A 21,157-nucleotide genomic window follows, 5' to 3' on the forward strand; every position below is an offset into this window, starting at 1 on the left:
ACTTGTCTGTAAGGCTAGTGCCGTCCTGTGAAGCAGAAACTCTTAATTGCGAAGTTAAGAAGCCCACATCTGTACCGTTAGGTCAGTGTGGGAGATGTCACTTTTGTAGGTTGGGTTAGCGATAGCGTAACCCAACAGCACTTTTTTATGGCACAGAAAAAAATATTTTTGTTATGACGAGGGGTTGCTCACCTCAAAATTTGATGTTGATATTGTTGTAAAAATTGTTTGACTTGATATAATTTATTATATGAATGTGAAAGGAGTAGGTGACACCTATTCTTTTTGTTTTTATTGTAGCTGTTATCTCACAATGACAGATTAGGATGATTAAAACTGTTGCCTATTGCCTCCCTTTACCAGTAAACTTAGATATTATAAAAAAAATTGATACATGAGTACTTTTAGAGTAGGAATAGCAGGTCCTGTGGGTTCAGGCAAAACGGCATTATTAGACGCACTGTGTAAAACCATGAGGAATAATTATTCCCTAGGGGCAGTAACGAATGATATTTATACTCAAGAAGATGCTCAATTTTTAGTCAAATCTCAGGCTTTACCATCGGAAAGAATTAGGGGTGTGGAAACGGGAGGATGTCCTCATACTGCTATCCGAGAGGATGCTTCTATTAATATTGAAGCCATAGAAGAATTAGAATCTTTATTCACAGACTTAGAATTAGTCTTTGTGGAAAGTGGAGGAGATAATTTAGCCGCTACATTTAGCCCTGAATTAGTGGACTTGACGATATATGTTATAGATGTTGCCGCAGGGGATAAAATACCCCGCAAAGGTGGTCCGGGTATCACAAAATCAGATTTATTGGTTATAAATAAGATAGACTTAGCGCCCTATGTAGGTGCGAGTTTAGAGGTGATGATTCGAGATACTAAAAAGATGCGCGGTGATAAGCCTTTTGTTTTAACTAACCTCAAAACGGGAGAAGGTTTAAATCAAGTAGTGGATTTCATCCAATTTCATTATCAATAGACATCTCCAGAAAAGATTTTAAATAAGTTTGTAGTAAGGGTTTTAACCCTTTTTTTACCAATTTTTGGAGAAGTCTAATAGACATCTGGGAGAAAAACAGGCAAGATGCCTGTTCTACAGTGGTAAAATCATAATTAAGGATTTATTTCTTGTCTTTCTTCAAACCAATGGGATAAGAAGGAGGAATACCTTTGATACGAATAATAGCATTCATCACTTCTTTGACGATGGGGGCGGCAACCGTTGAGCCAAAAGTATTGCCTCCTTGAGGTTCGTCCACCACCGCTAACACCACATACTGTGGATCATTAGTCGGTAAAATAGATACAAAACTGGTAATTTTGGCGTTGGCTTGGTATCTTCCTCTACCGTCATGTTTTTGTGCTGTACCTGTTTTTCCACCTATATGATAACCGTCTATTTGGGCAACTTTACCAGTGCCTTTGGCAACCACCGACTCCATCATTTTGGTTACACTTTTAGCTGAACTTTCCGAAAATACTTGTTTTGTCTCTCGCTTAGGAGTTACTTCTATTTCTCCTTTAGCGTTAACTAATCCTTGCACTACATGGGGTGTCACTAATTTTCCCCCATTGGCGATGGCAGCGTGAAGTTGCACTAATTTTAAGGGCGTTAAAGATAACCCTTGTCCAAAGGAGGACACCGCAGGTTCGATGTCTCTAGCGGTAAATATCTCTTTCGGTTTAAGATACCCCGTAGCTTCAAAGGGCAAATCTAACCCCATTAAGCGATTCATCCCTAACTCTTGCAATCTTTCAAAATATTTGACTCTGCCCATTTTTTTGACAATGTGAATCATCGCAGTATTGCTAGAGGTTTCTACTGCTCTGGTAATACTAACCCAACCTTCACCTGATTTGGAAGCATTAGAAATAGGCCAACCATCGATAACAGTACTAGCGGCATCTAATACCATCGATCGATCGTTGATTACCCCTTCATCTAAGGCAATGGCGACATTTATAGGTTTAAAAGTTGAACCGGGTTCATAACTGTCGGTAACAGTCCAATTTTTATATAAAGCAAAGTCGTAAAGAGAGTATTGATTAGGGTTGTAGGTGGGTTCACAGGCTAAGGCTACGATCGCCCCTGTATGAACATCCATAACGATAACTGCTCCCCTTTTTGCGTTAAACTGCTTGAGTTGATTTTTTAAAGCATCTCTAGTTGCTCTTTGTAATCTTAAATCTAAGGTCAGTTTTAACTGTAAATCATCTAACTCCACAATCCCTTCAGGTAAAGACGCTGGAATAATTGCCCCTTGTCCATCTCTTTTTACCTTGACAAAAGATGTCATTTGTACTGTTGCCAAATCTCGTTCTAGGAGTTTCTCCTGACTATGTTCTATTCCCGCCTGTCCAGCGTGTTCTGTGTCCACATAACCAATAATATCCGCAATCAACTCCCCTTGAGGATAGAAACGAGCATAACGGCGTTCTAAATCAATCCCTTCGATTCTCAATTGTCTAATTTTATTACCTTGATCTTCGCTGATGGTTTTTCCTAACAAAACCCCTGAATTTCTGCTATTTAATAATTTTAAAATCTCATTTTTATCTCGATCGACCAAAATATTAGCAATTTTTTCAGCGACCATTTCCTTCGATTCCGATAACATATTGGGATGAACATAAATGGTATAAACCACTTTATCCAAAGCTACCACATTGCCCCGACTGTCCACCACCGATCGACGAGGAATATAAGGACGAAAATTATAGGTTTGTTGTTGTTTTGCCTGAGTTGCTAAATTTTCTCCTTCCTTGATTTGTAGTTGATATAATCGCCAAATCAGCCCTCCAGAACTCATTACTAATACCAACCAAATCAAAAATAATCTAATCAAAAAATCCATATTGGAAGAAGAGGACTTTTGAGTAGGAGATTTAGAAAACCAATTTTTTTCGGGAATAAACTTTGTCAGATTAAATTTAAAGACGTTCATCTTTGATTATAAATGGGGATTTAACAACTGAGGAAGGGAATCTAATAATTTAGTTATCACCGCAATAAAAATGTTTGCATTTCAGGAACAAAACAAACTGACACAATTTTTAACAATAACTTTTCTCGAATTTACGCGCTTGTACCAAAAATCAAGAGATTGAGATTCAGTAGCACAGATTAATATACCTGTATTGACTCAGAATGACGTAAATTCTATTTTATTAAATTCTCATTCCTTAGTAAGCAATAGGGGAAATTTTCTCTATTTGTTTAGGCTCAACAGTATCAGACTTATTTAATTCTACAGTTTTTGGGGTTATTTCTGGTAAAAAAATCGGAGGTTGAGTTGGGTCTGGATTAATTAACCCCGATCCTGATTGTTTCGCCGATTCCGCTAATTGATTTTTGATAATTTCTTCGGTAAAACTAAATTGTCTTTCTTGTTTTTGCAGTTCTTGCAATTTATTATATTTGTTTGTCCATTGTTTGGGGGCATATACAGTCATGCCATACATCACAAATGCGATCGCCACACTTAAATAACAAAAAGTAGAAGAACCATGACCTAATACCATCAAACTCTGAAGCCAGAAAGGTTTATTTTTCTTTTTCACATCAGCAATTTTTTCCGCCAAACGTGAATCCACCACCGTTGATGAAGAATATCTACGACGATTTTTTGTGGATGTCAATTTACGAGGATTTATGGACTCTTTCTTTTGAACATCAGCGTTATTTTGACGACGAGGGAGGTTATCATGGACTAACATACATAAAATCAGGGATTAGATAAAGACTAACTAATATTAGCAAATTTGATAAAAATAAGTAGTTTTTTTTCAGAAAAATTTTAACTAACAGAGGATTCAGATAATAATAAAGGTATTTTGCCCAAATATTGAAAAGTTTTTGTGAAACTTATCCGCATCTTTGAAGATAAAGTGTTAACTTTCTTAAGGTAAAGTTTCCATAGATGACCAGGTATGCAAAAATAATAAGATTGCCTTTAGGCATTCTATCTGTTTATTCAAATTTATTATTAAAAATTTCACTATGAAAGTCGGCGATCGTATTAAAGTACAAGAATCAGTGATAGTCTATCATCATCCCCAACACAAAAAAGAAGCCTTTGACATTAAAGGCATGGAAGGAGAATTAATAGAAATTGTAACCCAATGGCAAGGCAGACCAGTAAGTGCCAATTTTCCTTACCTTGTGCAATTTGACAAAAAATTTAAAGCTCATTTTCGAGAAGAAGAAATAATTGCTCTGTAAATTTTAAATTACCATCATTGGGAGATCAATAAATGATACAATTTTCTACATAGCTAGGGGTGTCTAAAAAAATAGGCTGAGAAAAACCCTTAGAACCTGAGACTGGGTAATACCAGCGTAGGAAAGCTGTTTATTGAGGAAAAAATATGCGCACAGATTGGATAGCAAAACGTAAAGGACAAGCTAATGTATCTCAGATGCACTATGCTCGTCAAGGTGTCATCACCGAAGAAATGCACTATGTAGCCAAAAGAGAAAATCTACCTGCGGATTTAATTCGGGATGAAGTGGCAAGGGGAAGAATGATTATTCCTGCGAATATCAATCACCCTAACCTCGAACCTATGTGTATTGGTATTGCTTCTAAATGTAAAGTAAATGCTAATATTGGTGCTTCTCCCAACTCCTCTAACATTCAAGAGGAAGTAGAGAAATTACATTTAGCGGTAAAATATGGTGCTGATACCCTCATGGATTTGTCCACTGGAGGGGGTAATTTAGACGAAATTCGTACCGCCATTATTAACGCTTCCCCCATTCCCATCGGTACAGTTCCCATTTATCAAGCTCTGGAGAGTGTTCACGGTAACATTGAAAAACTTACCCCTGATGACTTTTTACACATCATCGAAAAACACGCTCAACAAGGTGTTGATTACATGACCATTCACGCTGGAATTTTAATTGAACATTTACCTTTAGTGCGTAATCGCATCACTGGTATTGTGTCCAGAGGCGGTGGTATTATTGCTCGTTGGATGTTACATCATCATAAACAAAATCCCCTTTACACTCACTTTGACGATATTATCGAAATCTTCAAAAAATATGATGTGTCTTTCAGTTTAGGAGATTCTTTACGCCCTGGGTGTACCCATGATGCTTCGGACGATGCCCAATTAGCGGAGTTAAAAACTTTAGGACAATTAACTCGCCGTGCTTGGGAACATGATGTGCAAGTGATGGTAGAAGGACCTGGTCATGTACCTATGGATCAGATTGAGTTTAACGTCAAAAAACAGATGGAGGAGTGTTCAGAAGCACCTTTTTATGTTTTAGGACCTCTTGTTACTGATATTGCTCCGGGTTATGATCACATTACCAGTGCCATCGGGGCGGCTATGGCTGGTTGGTACGGTACAGCGATGTTGTGTTACGTTACTCCTAAAGAACATTTAGGCTTACCCAATGCGGAAGATGTGCGTAATGGCTTAATTGCCTATAAAATTGCGGCTCATGCGGCGGATATTGCCCGTCATCGTCCAGGGGCGCGCGATCGAGATGATGAACTCTCCCACGCTCGTTATAACTTCGACTGGAATCGCCAATTTGAGCTATCTCTTGATCCCGATCGAGCCAGAGAATACCATGATGAGACATTACCTGCGGATATTTATAAAGAAGCGGAGTTTTGTTCCATGTGTGGACCTAAATTCTGTCCGATGCAAACCAAAGTTGATGCAGATGCGCTAACGGAATTAGAAAAATTCTTGGCAAGAGAAGCCCAAGCTAAACAACCTGTAGCATAATTTCTTGTAGGGTGGGCATTGCCCACCTTGAAGCAATAATGATATTGATTGAAAATTAATGTCCGATCGAGAAATAAATAGATTACATGAATTAATGATTTATGGCAGATGGTTAGCCGTAGTGATAGCATGGATTGTGATTATGCCTTTTGCCTTATGGGATATGAGGGAAACTATTGTACTGTGCATGGAGTATTGCACATGGTCGGGGATTCGTTTAGGATTAGAATTTCATCCTTTCTCGGCTTTAGGGTTAAGTTTTTGTATCGGTTTTGCTGTTTCCGTTTTAGTGTGGCAAAGTAAGATTATCCTTCAAGGTGATCTTTCAGACAAACAAAAGTACTATCTTGCTCGACAAGTCGAAAAAATACGTCAACAAGGTAACTCCCATTGGCTCTATAATTGGGTGTTCGATCGAAAATAGTTGATAAGCTAATGCAGGAGGTCGAGAAGAATTATGGCTCTTCAACAGTATTTATGATATTTTAGTACTAAATAATTGTTAAAAATGTTGATATATAATAGGTTTAGGATTTTAAAAATGCAGATGTTATAAATATACAGTTTTAATTTAACCTAACATCTGTCACTTGATACACTTCGACTACGCTCAGTGCGCCGCCTGACACCTTTTTTTTGACATAATTTATCACGACGAGAAATAGAAGAACCAGAATTATTTATTCTCCACAAGAAACATCTTGCCATAAGTTCTAATAAAAGATAGAATTTTTAACATAAAATTAAGATCATAGGGTAAATCTATTCAAAATTAAATTTGAACAGACCAACCTTCAAAATAATCTATTGTGGATTTTTTGATACTAAAAACCCTTTCGGCTTAGAAAGGTCGGCTAGATATTGCCGAATCAGAGGATATTAGTTAGTGGTTTTTATCTCAACTTCTAATCAATATCTAAGATTGAATCTATCTGGTTCTATTTCCAATTTAGTAAAAATCAAGTTAATAGGAGGAGAGTAGTCGATGGGACTACCTTGGTATCGAGTACACACAGTTGTAATTAACGATCCCGGTCGTTTAATTGCAGTGCATTTAATGCACACCGCATTAGTAGCAGGTTGGGCTGGGTCTATGGCTTTATACGAATTAGCTGTATTTGATCCTAGCGATGCCGTGTTGAATCCCATGTGGAGACAAGGGATGTTTGTCTTACCCTTTATGGCACGTTTAGGGGTGACAGGTTCTTGGGGCGGTTGGAGTATCACAGGAGAAACTGGTATTGACCCCGGTTTTTGGTCTTTTGAAGGCGTTGCCATCGCGCATATCGTTCTCTCTGGACTTTTATTCTTAGCCGCCGTATGGCACTGGGTATTCTGGGACTTAGAATTATTCACCGACTCTCGTACTGGTGAACCGGCTCTCGACTTACCTAAAATGTTCGGTATTCATTTATTCTTATCAGGATTACTCTGCTTCGGTTTTGGTGCATTCCACTTGACTGGATTATGGGGACCTGGTATGTGGATATCTGATCCTTATGGTTTAACTGGACACGTTCAACCCGTAGCTCCAGAATGGGGACCTGCTGGTTTTAACCCCTTTAACCCAGGTGGTGTCGTAGCTCACCACATTGCCGCAGGTATCGTTGGTATTATTGCAGGTTTATTCCACCTCAGCGTTCGTCCTCCCGAAAGACTCTATAAAGCCCTTCGTATGGGTAACATCGAGACTGTACTTTCTAGCAGTATTGCAGCGGTATTCTTTGCCGCTTTCGTGGTAGCAGGAACAATGTGGTATGGTAACGCCACTACTCCCGTAGAATTATTTGGACCTACCCGTTATCAATGGGATCAAGGTTACTATCAACAAGAAATTCAACGCCGAGTAGAAGCAAGTATTGCTAATGGTGCAACTCCTGCCGAGGCATGGGAAGCAATTCCTGAAAAACTAGCATTCTATGACTATGTAGGCAATAGCCCCGCTAAAGGTGGTTTATTCCGTACTGGTGCAATGAACAAAGGTGATGGTATTGCTCAAGGTTGGTTAGGACATCCCGTATTTAAGGATAAAGAGGGTAATGAATTATTCTTACGCCGTCTTCCTAACTTCTTTGAAACCTTCCCTGTGGTTTTAACCGATGCTGATGGTGTAGTTCGTGCGGATATTCCTTTCCGTCGTGCTGAATCTGCTTTAAGTATTGAACAAACTGGGGTGACTGTTAGTTTCTTAGGTGGTGATTTAGATGGTAAAACCTTTAGTGATCCTCTTGATGTTAAACGTTATGCGCGTAAAGCTCAATTAGGTGAACCTTTTGCCTTTGACACTGAAACCTTAAATTCTGACGGGGTATTCCGTACCAGTACTCGTGGTTGGTTTACTTTTGGTCATGCTTGTTTTGCCTTATTATTCTTCTTTGGTCATATTTGGCACGGTGCGCGTACATTATTCCGTGATGTATTTGCAGGTATCGATCCAGATTTAGACCCCGAACAGGTAGAATGGGGCTTATTCCAAAAAGTGGGTGACAAATCCACTCGTCGTGAAGAAGCGATCTAGTTTTTTATAGTGGAATAGGGAGATTTTTTCTTTCTGTTCCCCTTAATCTGATAAAAATTACAATATAGAGAAAATAAAATGGAAAGTGTAGCTTATATTCTCGTGTTGGCTATGATGATCTCAGTATTATTCTTTGCTGTGGCATTCCGTGAGCCTCCTAAAATTAATAAATAATTGTCAATGGAATAGCTAAGGGGTGATTGTTTTTCCCCTTAGTTTTTCGGTTCGATCGATCCTAAGAAGTCTTTTTTCGTTAATATATCTTCATTAAGTCCTAGATTTGGTTAAGATATAGACAGAAAGGGCTTTTTTTCATAAGTAAGTACTAATGCAAAATTAATTGTATAGAGGCAATGGGTTTAAACCCATTGTTACCATCATTTTGAGAAAAATAAAATCCACAGTTAATTATATTTACCTACTTATCTGTTTAACAGGGTATGAAAAAAGATCGTTTTATCGTCTAGCTATTAAATAAATTTAAAAAATATGTTATGTCCTTCTTGCAACTCTGATAATAGTAAGGTGTTAGAATCTCGCACTACGGAAAAAAGACAGAGTATCAGACGCAGGAGGGAATGTTTAAATTGTGGACATCGTTTTACTACCTATGAAAGAATTGAATTTGTGCCGATTACGGTGATCAAAAAAGATGGTAGTAAGGAGTCTTTCGATCGATCTAAAATATTAAGAGGTATTGTCAGGGCGTGTGAAAAGACAGGTATTGATGCAGATTTTTTGGAGTCGTTAGTAGAAAATATTGAGTCGGAGATAGAGGAAAATTCTTTACGAGAAATTACAACTCAATCGATCGGGGAATTAGTGTTAAGTTATTTGAGCAATATATCAGAAGTTGCTTATGTGCGTTTTGCTTCGGTGTATGGCAAATTTACCAGTATTGAAGATTTTATGATGATTCTTCAACAAATGCAGAAACAAGAAAGCGTTGAAAAGTCTTGAAAAAAGTAAGAAGTGTTGTTTTTTGGACAAAATACTTTTTCATTAACCCTTAAATAAGATATAATAGTGGATTAGTTAAAAAAAATAGTAAGGAGGATATTACATGACCCAAGTGGTTGTGGGACAAAATGAAAATATAGAATCAGCTTTACGTCGTTTTAAAAGACAAGTATCCAAAGCAGGTATCTTTGCAGATATTAAACGTCTGCGTCACTTTGAAACCCCCATCGAAAAGAAAAAACGCAAAGCCGTAGCTCGTCGCAAAAAACGCTTTCGTTAAGAGATAATTCGATCGAAATGTAAAGAAAAATCAAAGGGAAAGTTAACAAGGGGGTGAATTTAAAAGGCACAACTTATCCCGATCAAGTATTATTTAAAAGGTGAAAGGGGCAGTTATTCTGCCCTTTAATTTGTTTAATCGTTATCCCAATGCTCTACTCCTAATAAATCGCCAATGCGATCGCGCAATAAATAGTCTTTTTCTTCTAGTTGTTTTTCAACGGATAACCATTCTCTAGGGGGAATATAATTAGCCAAGCTATAAATGGGCTGATGACGGCTGATAGTGCCTCTTTCTAATAAAGCCCTGATTTCGTCTTTAATAAAATCGAGGGTGTAATAATAGCTAGAAATGCTAGGAAGGGTGTAAGTAGTCATAATAATTTTGATTGCGTGAGCTAGTAAATAAAATGCAGTAAAGGAAAAAAATAAATCTTTCAGTTAAATTCTATACCGTTTTCCTAAGAAGTCGCAACAATTCCTTGACAAATACTCTCTAATAGTATCGATCGACACTGAAGACAGGTTAAATTATCTAATAGATTGGGTAATTCTTCTCTACTCAGATTATAGGTAGCACCAATAAAATCTCGATCGAGCATCACATTATCATCAATAAGGGCATAAAAACCCCAGAGTAGTTGATTACTAAAGGCACTATTAATTATCCATCCTTCGTGGTTAATAGGAATAAGATTTTTAATATTTTGTGGCTCAATATTTAACTCTTTTTTTAAGATCAATAAAGCATTTTCTGTTAAGGTTTTCTCAGCATTAACTCTACCCCCAGCAAAGTCGAGGGTTACTTTTTTTATGCCAACTCGAAAAGTTAATTTAGGAAAAATAAGTTGTTTTTTATACTCAGTAATAACGATTAAAGAATCATCTTTTTCTACACGCCAATAATCTAAATTGTTACCTTGATCATCTTTTAATTTCTCTCCTATTAAAGTTACCCAAGGAGATTTTATTTCCACAAATTTACTGATAAATTCCCAATTCATTTAAAGCGATTTCGTAAACATTATTTTTAGACACTAACAATATGTTATTGTACATTGAATTTGGTGAAAATTATATACATCTTCAATTACTTTCACCCAACCTTGTGCCAAAGATTCTAAAATTTGATCACCCTTTTCTTTGGTTGCCACAGTGGCATCCCCCATAACGCCACTATCACTTACATCCTTGGTTAACCATGCAAAGGGTAATTTTCCTTCCATCGACAAAAGGCTATTCGGTGCAAGATTGCGAGGATATTCTTTCACTGCTAAATTCATTTTGACTCGATCGGGTAATAAAGACAACATTAAACTGGTTTCGGCATCCCCTGCATGAATGCCTAATTCTACTTCTTCCTCCGTTAACAATTCATTGGTAATATTTGGCACTCTCCATGTGAAAAAAGGGAAAACCCAAAAATCAGGATACTTTTGATGTAAGTCTCTCGCAACAATTTCCATGATTTGCGGTTGTCCTCCATGGGAGTTCATCAATATTAATTTACGAAAACCTGCTTCATAAAGACTAATGGCAGTTTCTTCTATCAGAGAGTATAGGGTATGGGCGGATAAACTAATCGTACCGGCAAAGCCTTCATGTTCGTTAGATTTACCATAATAAAGGGTTGGCATAGCAAAGGCTGGTATCTCATTGTTTAACAGATTTAATGCTTTTCCTAAGACACCCTGACTAATGGCGGAATCTACTACTAAGGGTAAATGATAACCGTGCTGTTCGATCGCACCTATGGGCTGAATAATAACAGTATTTTTTTTGTCTGACATTTGGGCTATTTCTTGCCATGTCAAATAGGCAAAAAATCTTTCGGGAGGTATAAAACCGTGAATCATAGATAATTAATGAGGAATGAGGAATGAGGAATGAGGAATGAGAAATTATTGATAGTTGATTGCTATAATTATACTGCTAATAGTAGGGGGGTAAAAAGAAGTGGCATTATCACATCAACTGATTGGTGAAGGTACACAATTACAAAGACGTACCAGTAAAGTGGCTCAAGATGTCCTGAGAATGGGCGCTTTAGTCGAGGAATCTTTTCGATATAGTCATAAAGCCTTGTTTGAAAGTGATCTCGAAGCAGTACAGATCATTAAAGCACAAGATCGGGAGATCGATCGATACTATCGAGATATAGAGATGCACTGTGCCAGTATTTTAACCTTACAAGCTCCAGTCGCTCAAGATTTGAGAATTTTAAGTGCTTTTATGCAGTTAGTACGGGATTTAGAAAGAATCGGCGATTATGCGGTGGATTTGGGTAATATTGCCCTCAAATTAGTACTTTATCCTCCTCATCCCTGTATGCCTGAGTTAGCTATTATGTCGAGCCAAGCACAAATTATGTTAGCTAAAACTATGGTAGCCCTAAGTGAACTCGATCGAGAAGCAGGAGCGAAAATTAAACTCCTTGATGATACCGTAGATAATGCCTATGAACGTTTATATCAACAATTAGCCTATCAACGAGATGTTAAAGGCGTTGTTGAACCTATTGTATTACTAACTCTTGCTATTCGTCATTTAGAAAGAATGGCTGATCATGCTACTAATATTGCTCAAAGAGTATCATATATTGTAACAGGACAACGTAATTAGGGGTTGTCTCATAGTCTGAGGAAGGGGGAAGGTAAAGGGTAAAGGGTAAAGGGTAAAGGGCAAAGGGCAAAGGTTTTAATGGTTTTGATTTTCTGAAACAATATCTATTAATTCTGATTTTTCGTACAAATTCTGCTAAGTCCTCTTATTGTATAATCAATGAACTTTATTTTGCTTTTAATCGGTTTATTTGCTTTATTTATGAGTGCAAGTGCGATCGTACAAGCATGGCATAAATTTCAGTACTTATATCAGTATCCAGAAAAACTTATTTCTCGACTAAAAAAAGGGGATAGAGCTAAAATTAGGGCAAAAATTTCACCCCATAGTCAATTAATATTAAGCCCGATTACTAATACTCAATGTGCAGTTTGGCATATAGGATTATATAGCAAAAATACTCAACCTAATCTCCATAAAAAATTTTTTCAATCTCAAGGAATTATTTCTATATTCGATCGAACTGGTACAATCAAAGTTGATTTAGAGCAAGTAGTGATAGAACTTTTAGAGCATAATTATTTTAATGATTATCAGTATCTTTTAAAACCTTTTAAAGATGAGCGTACTAAAGTTTTTTTAGAACAATATTTAGGTAAAATCGTCATAAAAAATCTTAGTGTTGTCGAAAAAATATTATTACCCCAAGATAAAATTATAGTGTGGGGAAAATTGGAGATAATAGACAAGCAAAAAATTTTGGTTGCCAGTAAAATTTCTGACTCCGTTGCCTATCAAATATCCGCAGTCATTTTATTTACTTTCGGAGGATTATTCGGTGTTTATCTTAGTTTGGCATTAATTTGGTATTCGATCACCTGAGTTCGATATAAGAAAATAGTTTCAAACTCTTAACTAACTGACGTTACGCACTCATGGGTAAAATTTTAATAGGTATCAGGTATTAGGTTAAATTCAAACTGTTAATTTATAACAATTGCATTTTTAAAATAATCAAAGGGTGATAAAATTTATATCAGTTATTTTCTATTAATTTGACATAACTACTGTAGAAGAGTCTGAATTTTTTTGATTTGTCAACCTGACACCTGACACCTCCAATCAACAACTAATTCTATTTTTGCGTAACATCAGCTAACTAATATGAGTTTTGTTTTGTACCTCACCATAACGAAAATTGCTATAAGCCGTTAATCTTCTTCGGAAAAACCATAATTATCTTTTTTATTTACTGTCCAATCTTCGTTTTCTCCCCCAATTATAAACTGACTAATTCCCACATATTCTTTGCCTAATTCTCTTAAGGCATTGATTAAAATATCGATACCAATTAAGTCGCTAGTACCTAAATCAAACCAACATCTTCCCCAATTACCTAAAAACTCAAATTCTCCCATATTGTGCATAGGAGACATCAACGAATTTTCTGCTAAATCATGATCATAATCCATATAACTAATGTCAATACCTAACTCTTGAATTTGCAAATTTTCAGCATTAAAACCCCCTAATTTTCCCAGATAAAACCATGAATTAAATAATTCTTCTACATATTGCTTTTCCATCTCCGATGGTACATGATCAAATTCGATCCAAAACCATATATCAAAAGGGTTAAATTCTCTAAATTTTATTTCCATTTTTGCTATTATTTAAACAGTAAAATTATTGACCTAATTCAAGAAATGTTGAATAATATTTTATCTCTATTTCTTAAATCTAATTGTCCTCTTTGTCAACGATCGAGCGATAACATTATTTGTCAATATTGTGAACAAAAATTACGCCGTTGTCAACTTACTAATTATAATAAATCTGGTCCTCAAAATTATCTTTTATTTTCATGGGGAAAATATGACAATTACTTAAAGAGATCGATCGCCGCCCTCAAGTATGATAAAAATAAGCCATTAGGAGAGTTATTAGGGGAATGGTTAGGGGAAGCATGGTTACAATCAGGCAATAAAAAAACCTACGAAAAATTAACGGTGATACCCATACCCTTACACCCTGAAAAATTGAAAATAAGAGGTTTTAATCAAGCGGAGTTGATAGCCAAAGGTTTTTGTTATGTAACTGGTTATCAACTCAAAACCCAGTTATTAATCAGAGTCAAAAATACTGAAGCTATGTTTAGCTTAACACCTCAACAAAAACAAGCTAATATCGATAAAGCCTTTAGTATCGGCAAAGATTATCAAAAAATCTCGAAAACCCAACCAATTTTGATTGTAGATGATATTTACACCACTGGTACAACTGTTAATGAAGCGATAAAAGTGTTAAGCAAAGCAAAATTAAAAACCCTTGGAGTTGCTACGGTTTCCCTAACTGGAAAAACATAACATTTTTTGTTTGTGGAAAATGTGATATAAAATTCTTAGTTGTTAACATTTATAAATGTGCCATGAATCTTAAAAAGAATTTATTATCTATAGCGTTATGTTTAGTAACAATTATCACTGTTTCTGTTAGCTATATGCCCAATGCTAACGCCTATAGTAAAGATAATATATCCCAATTAATAGAAAAAAATAAATGTATAAAATGTGATTTATCTAACTATCATTTTACCTCGAATAAATTTGATTTGGAAAAGGCTAATTTATCTCAATCTAACTTACATAAAACTAACTTTAAAAATTTAACTTTATATAAAATTAACCTCTCGGATACTGATTTAACTTTTAGTGATTTAGAAAAAGTTACCGCTAGTAAAGGTGAGTTTAAAAAAGCAGATTTAACCCATGCTAATCTTAAATATAGTAAGCTCGATCGATCGAACTTTAACCAAGCAAAATTAATTCATACTAACTTAAGCCATAGCCATTTAGAAAGAGTCAATTTTGAGAAAGCCAATTTAGAATCAGCTAACTTAATTCAAGCAACTTTAACAGGAGCAAATTTCACGAATGCCAACCTTACTAACGCCGATTTAGACTTAGCAAATCTTAGTAGTAATAGTAAAAGTCATCCTACTAATTTTACAGGGGCAAATTTAACTAAAACACAAATAGTTAACAGCAAAGCACAAAAAGTTGTTTTTAATAATGCTAACCTTTATCAAACAGATTTTGACGGTAGTGATTTAAGTAAATCAATTTTTGAAAAAGCTAATTTAGCGGAAGCAAATTTAAGTCACACAAACTTAAGTGAAGCCGACTTGAGAAATGCTAATTTAGTCAATGCCTCTTTAGTTTATGCCAATTTGAGTAATGCAGATTTAAGAAATGCCAATCTTGAAAAAGCAAGTTTAACTGGTGCTAATCTTGACAATGCTAACTTAAAAGGTGCGATTATGCCTGATGGTAAGATTCATCAATAAGAAAAAACACAGGCAAGATGCCTGTTTTACTTTGGATTTCTTACCATGTAATCTCCTGTCTTTGATGTAAAACTAAACTATAAACATCCACTGTTTGTTGTGCTAATTTTGCCCACTGAAAACGTTTTGCTAAATCATCATAGGCATTTTCCACCAATAATTTTGTATAGTCTGGATTTCTTAAAACTTCTAAAATACCCCATGCCAAAGAATCAGGATTATTGGTTTGAGTAACTATCCCTGTTTGTCCATGTCTTACTACTTCAGGAAGCCCTCCTGTATCAGAGACAACTACGGGGACTCTGGAGGCAAAACTTTCTAACACCACAATACCAAAAGGCTCGTATAAACTGGGAAAAACAGCACAATCGGCAACAGTTTGAAAAAGATTGAGATCATCATCAGACATAAAACCTGTAAAATAACATCGTTCCCATATTCCCAAATTATGAGCTAAGTCTTTGATATAGTTGGTGTTTCCTCCGCCAATAATCACAAATTTAGCTTTATTTCCTAGGGAAGATAATATCTTGGGGGCGGCGTTTAATAAGACATGAATCCCTTTTTCATACGTCATTCTGCCCACATAGTAGATGATTTTTTCTTCATCATGGGCAAATTTACGCCTAAATTCTCTATAGTTAACGTTAGACGATCGAACCTTTTTTTCTGGTCTTATGCCATTATAAACTATATCAATTTTATCCCAAGGACAACCCAAAGCGCGATTAATTTCATGACGCATATAGTCACTGCAAACGATAATGCGCCACGACTCATAAACCAGATTACCTTCCTTACTGGCAATATAAGCATGGGTTTCGTTATGAATACCATTATGTCTTCCATACTCTGTAGCGTGAATTGTACCAACAAGAGGAATTTTAAAACGATGTTTTAAGGCGATGGCACTATCGGCAACTAACCAATCATGGGCATGGATTAAATCAAAAGTACCGATATTGGCGATGAGATTCTCGGCCCTGACACGCATTATATCATTCATGTGAGCCACCCACTGGAAAAAATTATCATCAGGTGGTACACAAATACGATAAATTTTAATCCCTTCCACCATCTCAAATTTTGGTGCATTACCAAATTCAAGGGTAATTAAATGAACATCATGACTTAATTTGACAATTTCAGGGTATAATTCCGCTACATGACGTGCAATGCCTCCCACGATTCTTGGTGGAAACTCCCATGATAGCACCAGTATTTTCACGTTGGTTTTTCCTTAAGAATTTACTACAAATTAATTATTAGCTATTGATGAATAATAATCAATTTTTATTTTTTATGAAGAAAAAATTTTTTATAGTTATAATCTGATGTTACGAATTTACTTTGCCTTTTGCCTCCTCTCAACTAAGCTCAAATTATGCCTTTGCTAAGTATCAATAATTGGTTATCTATTTTACGCCGTTATCGACTCATTGGAGTAATTAGGGCAAATAATTCAGAATTGGGGAGGAAAAAAGCCCATGCTTTGGCGAAAGGGGGAGTCAGACTCATTGAAATTACATGGAATAGTTATCAACCTGATGAATTAATTGCTACTCTAAGAAAAGAATTACCTCATTGTTATATCGGTACTGGTACAATTCTTTCTGATGATGATTTGCGTCGATCGATCGAAGCTGGAGTACAATTTTGTTTTACCCCCCATTGTGATTTAAACTTGCTGAATGTTGCCCATAGTCATAATATCCCCATGATTCCGGGGGCATTTTCTCCCACAGAGATAATAACAGCTTTTAAGGGGGGTGCAAAAGTAGTTAAGGTTTTCCCCATTTCTAGCTTAGGAGGGGTTAACTATATTAAGAATATTCGAGCGCCCCTACCCCATATCCCTCTTATTCCCACAGGGGGAGTAACTATAGATAATGCCTCTGATTATATTAAAGCAGGTTCGATCGCAGTGGGCTTGTCCACAGATTTATTTCCCCAAAAGTTAATTTTTGATAACAATTGGGATATGATTGTGGAAAGAATTGAGCAAATTCAACAACTATTAGTTAATATTGATCATTGATAATTAACCCTCAACAATTCATTTTAATAAATATCTCCTATGAATTCTCAAATTCCTCTACCCCAAACCAAAGTCAGAAAAAACCTCCGTGTCGAATCTGTTATTGCTAATAGGGAATTAAAAAAAGAACAAATACAGCAAAAAAGAGCTAATATTGAACAATCGATCGAGATTGGTTTAAAAATTTTAGTAAATGTAGGAATATCTTTTTTAGCAGTTTTTAGTATTAGACAACTATTACCCTTTCATTTAGCACAACAGGCAAAACTAGCTGAAATTGATGAAGAAATAGCTAAAATTGAGCCTAGGGTAGAAAAGCTACAGGAAAACTTTGGTACAGCATTTGATCCCAAATTAACAAGAAAAGTCATGGAAAAAAATACTTATAAAGTTGATCCCAATCTTAGCCCAATTTTTTTCACTAAGCAAAAATAAAAAAAAGGGAAAAGGGAAAAAGGAAAAAGGAAATCATCAAATGATAAATTTTATAATCATCTAGTTTTGAAGCAATTGTTAGTCAAATTCGTCAAGAAGCACAACATAAATAAACGGTGTAACTGCTGAAATATTAACAAAATTATTATATAAAAATTAACTCTAAAAACATTACTAAATATCTCGATCGAACCTCTTATTTAGTGTGAAAAAAATAATATATTTTATGTTAAAAATAAGCAATAATCATTCTTTAATTTATCAAAGATTAAAGATAAAATCTCAAGATTTAAGCAAATTTTGTCAAGAAAACTTTATCTCAGAATTAGCAGTTTTTTGGCTCTATTTTAAGAGATGATTTTAACAGTCAAAGTGATATAGATTTTCTAGTGACTTATTCACCCCTCGCCCATCGAGGTTTATTAGAAAAAATTATCCTTAAAGAAAAGTTAGAAAAAATGTTCGATCGAACTGTAGATTTAGTGAGTAAAAAAGCTATTGAAAATAATAGTAATTGGTTAAAAAAAGAGGAAATATTAAATTCAGCAAAAGTCATTTATCTTGATGATATAATTAATAGTTGTAATCAAATTTGTCAATTTGGTTTGGTAAATTGAATATGAATAGAGAATCTTTAATTAATTTTATTAAACAAAATTTATCTACTATTAAAAGTTATGGTGTTAGTTCGATCGCAATTTTTGGCTCTTTTGCTAGAGATGAATGTACGATTAATAGTGATGTTGATTTATTGGTAGAATTTGAAGATAAAGTTACTTTCGATCGATATATGGATTTAAAGTTTTTCTTTGAAGATAATCTTGGTTTATCTGTGGATTTAGTGACAAAAAAAATGCTCAAATCTCAAATCATTAATAATGTAGAAAAAGATTTAATTTATGTCTCGTAGTTTAAGACTTTATCTTGATGATATAATTAACAGTTGCGATAAAATTACCCGTTACACACAAAAACTTGATTATGAGCATTTTATTAATGATGAATTAGTATATGATGCTGTGATCCGAAATTTACAAATTATTGGTGAAGCTGTAAAAAAATTCCCTTAGCAATTAAAACTAAATATTCTCAAGTTCAATGGCGAAAAATCGCAGGATTAAGAAATATTCTTGTTCATGTTTATTTTTCTTTAGAAGATGAAACCATTTGGGATGTTATTCAAACGAAAATACCTTTATTAAAAGCTACTATTGAACAAATTATTATTGAAGAAAATTTATCCTAAATATTAGTTAATAATTATCATGAAAATTAACAAAAAAAATATTACAAAATACCTCGATCGAACCGACTTTGAATCACTATTTATCGAAGAATTAGGCTGGGATTATCCCCAAAATGATACCGAAAAATATATCTCGATCGACTCTGAAAACTTCACTTTAACACCTATTGCTGAAAAACGAGGTTTTATTACTTATAAATGTATCCTAGAAAATCAAAAAATTCCCCTTTCTCCTATCCTCAAAAAGATTGATCAAGAAATTAGTAAATATGCCTTTGAACATTTAATTATTTACGCTTCATTCCAAGACAAAAATCAAAAATGGCAATGGACAAAAAAAGATGGTAGTAAAGTATTAAAAACAAGAATAATCGAATATTCTAGCACTAAAAAAAGAGTTTTATTAGACGCATTAGAAACTATTAGCATTAGTTTAGCAGAAGAAGATAATTTAAGTTTATTAACCGTCAAAGAAAAAGCCAAAAAAGCCTTTGATATAGAAAAAGTTACTAAAAAATTCTTTACCGAATTTCAATTAGAACATCGAAAATTTGTCGAATTTATTAACGGTATTGACGATATAAAAGATAAAAACTGGTATGCTTCTGTTATTCTTAATCGTTTAATGTTTGTTTATTTTTTACAGAAAAAAGGCTTTCTTGATAACGATAACAAAGACTATTTACAAGATAAATTAAAAGAAAGTAAAACTAGAGGCGAAAACTTATTTTATCAAGAATTTTTACAGAGTTTATTCTTTGAAGGATTCGGCAAAAGGGCATATCAACGAAGCCAAGCAGTTAACCAATTAATTGGCGATATTAAATATCTCAATGGCGGTTTATTTTTACCCCATATTATTGAGCAGAAATACAAAAATAAAATTTCGATCGACGATCGAGCCTTTAGTGATATTTTACAATTATTTGCTAGTTATACATGGCATTTAGACGACACCCCAACGGGTAATGAAAACGAAATTAACCCTGATGTTTTAGGCTATATCTTCGAGAAATATATCAATCAAAAAGCCTTTGGCGCATACTATACAAAACCCGAAATTACTAACTATTTATGTGAAAAAACCATCAATAAATATCTCTTTAATAAAACCGTCATTGCGAGACGAAATATTCCCCAGAGTGAATCAACTACCACATCTCAAAATATAGTCGAAGCAATCCTTAATCCTCCTGACAATCATCACACTGTCATTGCGAGACGAAATACTCCCCAGAGTGAATCAACTACCGCATCTCAAAATATAGTCGAAGCAATCCTTAATCCTCCTGACAATCATCAAACCGTCATTGCGAGACGAAATACTCCACAGAATAACTTGAGTATTCCTAAAAATCTAGTCGAAGCAATCCTTAATTATCAGGATGAGATTGCTTCGGGGAATGATACCGATAATCAACAAGATTTAAACTTGAAAACCCCTCGCAATGACGAGCGCAATGACGAGACAAAAGCGTTTCTTTGTAACCTATTATTAGATGATATTCTACCTAATTTATCTATTCTTGATCCTGCCTGTGGTAGCGGTGCATTTTTGGTGGCAGGATTACAACATTTAATTAAAGTTTATACCGCCATTTTTGACTGGATTAAAACATCAGGAGATGAACAAAATAAAGCAAGATTAACTAAGATAAAAAATAATCATCCTTCCCTCGAATACTATATCAAAAAACGCATTATTACCGATAATTTATACGGCGTTGATATTATGGAAGAAGCCACCGAAATCGCTAAATTAAGACTGTTTTTAAGTTTAGTTGCCAGTGCGGAAACTGTTGCAGATTTAGAGCCTTTACCTAACGTTGATTTTAACATCATGGCGGGTAATTCTTTAATCGGTTTAATTCGGGTGGACGGTAATGCTTTTGATAGTTTAAAAGAGAATGATCCCCCCCCGCCCCCCTTAACTAACAGGGTTTTTTCATTCTCAAATTTTAACTACCTTTTTTTGTCTCATCTTTTTCTCTTTTTCCCTTAATCTTAGAC

General features: G+C 35.0%; 25 protein-coding genes, 1 pseudogene and 1 riboswitch. Of the genes and pseudogenes, 19 read left to right on the plus strand and 7 right to left on the minus strand.

What is annotated here, in order from left to right; translation table 11 throughout:
• The first annotated feature begins 394 nt into the window (after nt 1-394).
• Nucleotides 395-991 carry an urease accessory protein UreG gene (gene ureG, locus ACN4EE_RS16150; protein WP_431707491.1) on the plus strand — a complete coding sequence of 199 codons (597 nt, stop codon included), beginning with the start codon at nt 395-397 and terminating at the stop codon, nt 989-991.
• A gap of 142 nt (nt 992-1,133) precedes the next feature.
• Here the strand turns inward: ureG and ACN4EE_RS16155 are convergent, their stop codons facing one another.
• Nucleotides 1,134-2,957, minus strand: coding sequence for a peptidoglycan D,D-transpeptidase FtsI family protein (locus ACN4EE_RS16155; RefSeq protein ID WP_431707492.1), 1,824 nt, complete (start codon nt 2,955-2,957; stop codon nt 1,134-1,136).
• A 238-nt stretch (nt 2,958-3,195) separates the two neighbouring features.
• Nucleotides 3,196-3,729 carry a hypothetical protein gene (locus ACN4EE_RS16160; protein ID WP_431707493.1) on the minus strand — a complete coding sequence of 178 codons (534 nt, stop codon included), beginning with the start codon at nt 3,727-3,729 and terminating at the stop codon, nt 3,196-3,198.
• Between the two features lie 283 nt (nt 3,730-4,012).
• Between ACN4EE_RS16160 and ACN4EE_RS16165 the strand changes: the two genes are divergently transcribed.
• From ACN4EE_RS16165 to rpsU, 7 genes are all read left to right on the plus strand, one after another.
• Complete coding sequence (locus tag ACN4EE_RS16165; RefSeq protein ID WP_431707494.1) at nt 4,013-4,234, plus strand: ferredoxin-thioredoxin reductase variable chain; 222 nt, start codon at nt 4,013-4,015, stop codon at nt 4,232-4,234.
• A gap of 45 nt (nt 4,235-4,279) precedes the next feature.
• A riboswitch (TPP riboswitch) is annotated at nt 4,280-4,375 on the plus strand.
• Nucleotides 4,376-4,380: 5 nt separating this feature from the next.
• On the plus strand, nt 4,381-5,763 hold the full coding sequence (gene thiC, locus ACN4EE_RS16170) for a phosphomethylpyrimidine synthase (RefSeq protein ID WP_431707495.1): 1,383 nt from the start codon (nt 4,381-4,383) through the stop codon (nt 5,761-5,763).
• Between the two features lie 58 nt (nt 5,764-5,821).
• Nucleotides 5,822-6,187, plus strand: coding sequence for a hypothetical protein (locus ACN4EE_RS16175; RefSeq protein ID WP_431707496.1), 366 nt, complete (start codon nt 5,822-5,824; stop codon nt 6,185-6,187).
• 561 nt (nt 6,188-6,748) lie between these two features.
• On the plus strand, nt 6,749-8,281 hold the full coding sequence (psbB, locus tag ACN4EE_RS16180; RefSeq protein ID WP_431707497.1) for a photosystem II chlorophyll-binding protein CP47: 1,533 nt from the start codon (nt 6,749-6,751) through the stop codon (nt 8,279-8,281).
• A 78-nt stretch (nt 8,282-8,359) separates the two neighbouring features.
• Nucleotides 8,360-8,455, plus strand: a complete 96-nt coding sequence (locus tag ACN4EE_RS16185; RefSeq protein WP_071590987.1) for a photosystem II reaction center protein T — start codon at nt 8,360-8,362, stop codon at nt 8,453-8,455.
• A gap of 315 nt (nt 8,456-8,770) precedes the next feature.
• Complete coding sequence (gene nrdR / locus ACN4EE_RS16190; protein ID WP_431707498.1) at nt 8,771-9,241, plus strand: transcriptional regulator NrdR; 471 nt, start codon at nt 8,771-8,773, stop codon at nt 9,239-9,241.
• A 103-nt stretch (nt 9,242-9,344) separates the two neighbouring features.
• A complete protein-coding gene (gene rpsU / locus ACN4EE_RS16195; protein WP_015222259.1) occupies nt 9,345-9,521 on the plus strand; it encodes a 30S ribosomal protein S21 in 177 nt (58 codons plus the stop codon).
• A gap of 134 nt (nt 9,522-9,655) precedes the next feature.
• Here the strand turns inward: rpsU and ACN4EE_RS16200 are convergent, their stop codons facing one another.
• The 3 genes from ACN4EE_RS16200 to ACN4EE_RS16210 all read right to left on the minus strand — a co-directional run bounded on the left by ACN4EE_RS16200 (nt 9,656) and on the right by ACN4EE_RS16210 (nt 11,376).
• Complete coding sequence (locus ACN4EE_RS16200) at nt 9,656-9,898, minus strand: DUF4327 family protein (RefSeq protein WP_431707499.1); 243 nt, start codon at nt 9,896-9,898, stop codon at nt 9,656-9,658.
• 83 nt (nt 9,899-9,981) lie between these two features.
• Nucleotides 9,982-10,524, minus strand: a complete 543-nt coding sequence (locus ACN4EE_RS16205) for a hypothetical protein (RefSeq protein WP_431707500.1) — start codon at nt 10,522-10,524, stop codon at nt 9,982-9,984.
• Nucleotides 10,525-10,557: 33 nt separating this feature from the next.
• Nucleotides 10,558-11,376 (minus strand): creatininase family protein, encoded by an 819-nt coding sequence (locus ACN4EE_RS16210; protein WP_431707501.1) that lies wholly within the window; start codon nt 11,374-11,376, stop codon nt 10,558-10,560.
• Nucleotides 11,377-11,494: 118 nt separating this feature from the next.
• Here ACN4EE_RS16210 and phoU point away from each other — a divergent pair, with 118 nt between their 5' ends.
• Both phoU and ACN4EE_RS16220 read left to right on the plus strand, forming a co-directional pair.
• Nucleotides 11,495-12,142, plus strand: a complete 648-nt coding sequence (phoU, locus tag ACN4EE_RS16215) for a phosphate signaling complex protein PhoU (protein WP_431707512.1) — start codon at nt 11,495-11,497, stop codon at nt 12,140-12,142.
• A 159-nt stretch (nt 12,143-12,301) separates the two neighbouring features.
• Nucleotides 12,302-12,964: a hypothetical protein gene (locus tag ACN4EE_RS16220; RefSeq protein WP_431707502.1), complete on the plus strand. Its 663-nt coding sequence runs from the start codon at nt 12,302-12,304 to the stop codon at nt 12,962-12,964.
• 329 nt (nt 12,965-13,293) lie between these two features.
• On the opposite strand, the gene ACN4EE_RS16225 is transcribed toward ACN4EE_RS16220, so the two are convergent.
• Nucleotides 13,294-13,743: a DUF3531 family protein gene (locus ACN4EE_RS16225; RefSeq protein WP_431707503.1), complete on the minus strand. Its 450-nt coding sequence runs from the start codon at nt 13,741-13,743 to the stop codon at nt 13,294-13,296.
• Between the two features lie 45 nt (nt 13,744-13,788).
• Here ACN4EE_RS16225 and ACN4EE_RS16230 point away from each other — a divergent pair, with 45 nt between their 5' ends.
• Nucleotides 13,789-14,448 (plus strand): ComF family protein, encoded by a 660-nt coding sequence (locus ACN4EE_RS16230; protein WP_431707504.1) that lies wholly within the window; start codon nt 13,789-13,791, stop codon nt 14,446-14,448.
• Between the two features lie 62 nt (nt 14,449-14,510).
• Nucleotides 14,511-15,428, plus strand: coding sequence for a pentapeptide repeat-containing protein (locus ACN4EE_RS16235; protein ID WP_431707505.1), 918 nt, complete (start codon nt 14,511-14,513; stop codon nt 15,426-15,428).
• Between the two features lie 40 nt (nt 15,429-15,468).
• Here the strand turns inward: ACN4EE_RS16235 and ACN4EE_RS16240 are convergent, their stop codons facing one another.
• Entirely contained in the window at nt 15,469-16,656 is a 1,188-nt protein-coding gene (locus ACN4EE_RS16240) for a glycosyltransferase family 4 protein (protein WP_431707506.1), read from the minus strand.
• A 156-nt stretch (nt 16,657-16,812) separates the two neighbouring features.
• Here ACN4EE_RS16240 and ACN4EE_RS16245 point away from each other — a divergent pair, with 156 nt between their 5' ends.
• The 7 genes and pseudogenes from ACN4EE_RS16245 to ACN4EE_RS16275 form a co-directional block, all read left to right on the plus strand.
• Nucleotides 16,813-17,466 carry a bifunctional 4-hydroxy-2-oxoglutarate aldolase/2-dehydro-3-deoxy-phosphogluconate aldolase gene (locus ACN4EE_RS16245; protein ID WP_431707507.1) on the plus strand — a complete coding sequence of 218 codons (654 nt, stop codon included), beginning with the start codon at nt 16,813-16,815 and terminating at the stop codon, nt 17,464-17,466.
• Between the two features lie 39 nt (nt 17,467-17,505).
• On the plus strand, nt 17,506-17,901 hold the full coding sequence (locus ACN4EE_RS16250) for a slr1601 family putative cell division protein (RefSeq protein WP_431707508.1): 396 nt from the start codon (nt 17,506-17,508) through the stop codon (nt 17,899-17,901).
• Between the two features lie 389 nt (nt 17,902-18,290).
• Nucleotides 18,291-18,518 carry a hypothetical protein gene (locus tag ACN4EE_RS16255; protein ID WP_431707509.1) on the plus strand — a complete coding sequence of 76 codons (228 nt, stop codon included), beginning with the start codon at nt 18,291-18,293 and terminating at the stop codon, nt 18,516-18,518.
• Nucleotides 18,519-18,520: 2 nt separating this feature from the next.
• Nucleotides 18,521-18,811, plus strand: a complete 291-nt coding sequence (locus ACN4EE_RS16260) for a nucleotidyltransferase family protein (protein WP_431707510.1) — start codon at nt 18,521-18,523, stop codon at nt 18,809-18,811.
• On the plus strand, nt 18,801-18,971 hold the full coding sequence (locus ACN4EE_RS16265; protein WP_431707511.1) for a HepT-like ribonuclease domain-containing protein: 171 nt from the start codon (nt 18,801-18,803) through the stop codon (nt 18,969-18,971). Before ACN4EE_RS16260 ends, ACN4EE_RS16265 begins: the two co-directional genes overlap by 11 nt.
• A 56-nt stretch (nt 18,972-19,027) precedes the next feature.
• Nucleotides 19,028-19,147 (plus strand): HepT-like ribonuclease domain-containing protein, encoded by a 120-nt coding sequence (locus ACN4EE_RS16270; protein WP_431707513.1) that lies wholly within the window; start codon nt 19,028-19,030, stop codon nt 19,145-19,147.
• Between the two features lie 1,480 nt (nt 19,148-20,627).
• Nucleotides 20,628-21,059 (plus strand): annotated as a pseudogene (locus tag ACN4EE_RS16275) (DNA methyltransferase); the annotation flags it as partial.
• Nucleotides 21,060-21,157 lie beyond the last annotated feature (98 nt).

Origin of the sequence: Geminocystis sp. CENA526 (assembly GCF_050753365.1) — a bacterium.
GTDB lineage: Bacteria > Cyanobacteriota > Cyanobacteriia > Cyanobacteriales > Cyanobacteriaceae > Geminocystis.

Bases quoted from the DNA above. Each gene is read 5' to 3' on its own strand.
- ACN4EE_RS16155 (WP_431707492.1), bottom strand. From the start codon at position 2,957: ATGAACGTCTTTAAATTTAATCTGACAAAGTTTATTCCCGAAAAAAAT.
- ureG (WP_431707491.1), top strand. From the start codon at position 395: ATGAGTACTTTTAGAGTAGGAATAGCAGGTCCTGTGGGTTCAGGCAAA.
- ACN4EE_RS16235 (WP_431707505.1), top strand. From the start codon at position 14,511: ATGAATCTTAAAAAGAATTTATTATCTATAGCGTTATGTTTAGTAACA.
- thiC (WP_431707495.1), top strand. From the start codon at position 4,381: ATGCGCACAGATTGGATAGCAAAACGTAAAGGACAAGCTAATGTATCT.
- ACN4EE_RS16225 (WP_431707503.1), bottom strand. From the start codon at position 13,743: ATGGAAATAAAATTTAGAGAATTTAACCCTTTTGATATATGGTTTTGG.
- ACN4EE_RS16260 (WP_431707510.1), top strand. From the start codon at position 18,521: ATGAATAGAGAATCTTTAATTAATTTTATTAAACAAAATTTATCTACT.
- ACN4EE_RS16250 (WP_431707508.1), top strand. From the start codon at position 17,506: ATGAATTCTCAAATTCCTCTACCCCAAACCAAAGTCAGAAAAAACCTC.
- psbB (WP_431707497.1), top strand. From the start codon at position 6,749: ATGGGACTACCTTGGTATCGAGTACACACAGTTGTAATTAACGATCCC.
- nrdR (WP_431707498.1), top strand. From the start codon at position 8,771: ATGTTATGTCCTTCTTGCAACTCTGATAATAGTAAGGTGTTAGAATCT.
- ACN4EE_RS16205 (WP_431707500.1), bottom strand. From the start codon at position 10,524: ATGAATTGGGAATTTATCAGTAAATTTGTGGAAATAAAATCTCCTTGG.
- ACN4EE_RS16230 (WP_431707504.1), top strand. From the start codon at position 13,789: ATGTTGAATAATATTTTATCTCTATTTCTTAAATCTAATTGTCCTCTT.
- ACN4EE_RS16165 (WP_431707494.1), top strand. From the start codon at position 4,013: ATGAAAGTCGGCGATCGTATTAAAGTACAAGAATCAGTGATAGTCTAT.
- ACN4EE_RS16160 (WP_431707493.1), bottom strand. From the start codon at position 3,729: ATGTTAGTCCATGATAACCTCCCTCGTCGTCAAAATAACGCTGATGTT.
- ACN4EE_RS16220 (WP_431707502.1), top strand. From the start codon at position 12,302: ATGAACTTTATTTTGCTTTTAATCGGTTTATTTGCTTTATTTATGAGT.
- ACN4EE_RS16245 (WP_431707507.1), top strand. From the start codon at position 16,813: ATGCCTTTGCTAAGTATCAATAATTGGTTATCTATTTTACGCCGTTAT.
- ACN4EE_RS16210 (WP_431707501.1), bottom strand. From the start codon at position 11,376: ATGATTCACGGTTTTATACCTCCCGAAAGATTTTTTGCCTATTTGACA.
- ACN4EE_RS16265 (WP_431707511.1), top strand. From the start codon at position 18,801: ATGTCTCGTAGTTTAAGACTTTATCTTGATGATATAATTAACAGTTGC.
- rpsU (WP_015222259.1), top strand. From the start codon at position 9,345: ATGACCCAAGTGGTTGTGGGACAAAATGAAAATATAGAATCAGCTTTA.
- ACN4EE_RS16200 (WP_431707499.1), bottom strand. From the start codon at position 9,898: ATGACTACTTACACCCTTCCTAGCATTTCTAGCTATTATTACACCCTC.
- ACN4EE_RS16185 (WP_071590987.1), top strand. From the start codon at position 8,360: ATGGAAAGTGTAGCTTATATTCTCGTGTTGGCTATGATGATCTCAGTA.
- ACN4EE_RS16175 (WP_431707496.1), top strand. From the start codon at position 5,822: ATGTCCGATCGAGAAATAAATAGATTACATGAATTAATGATTTATGGC.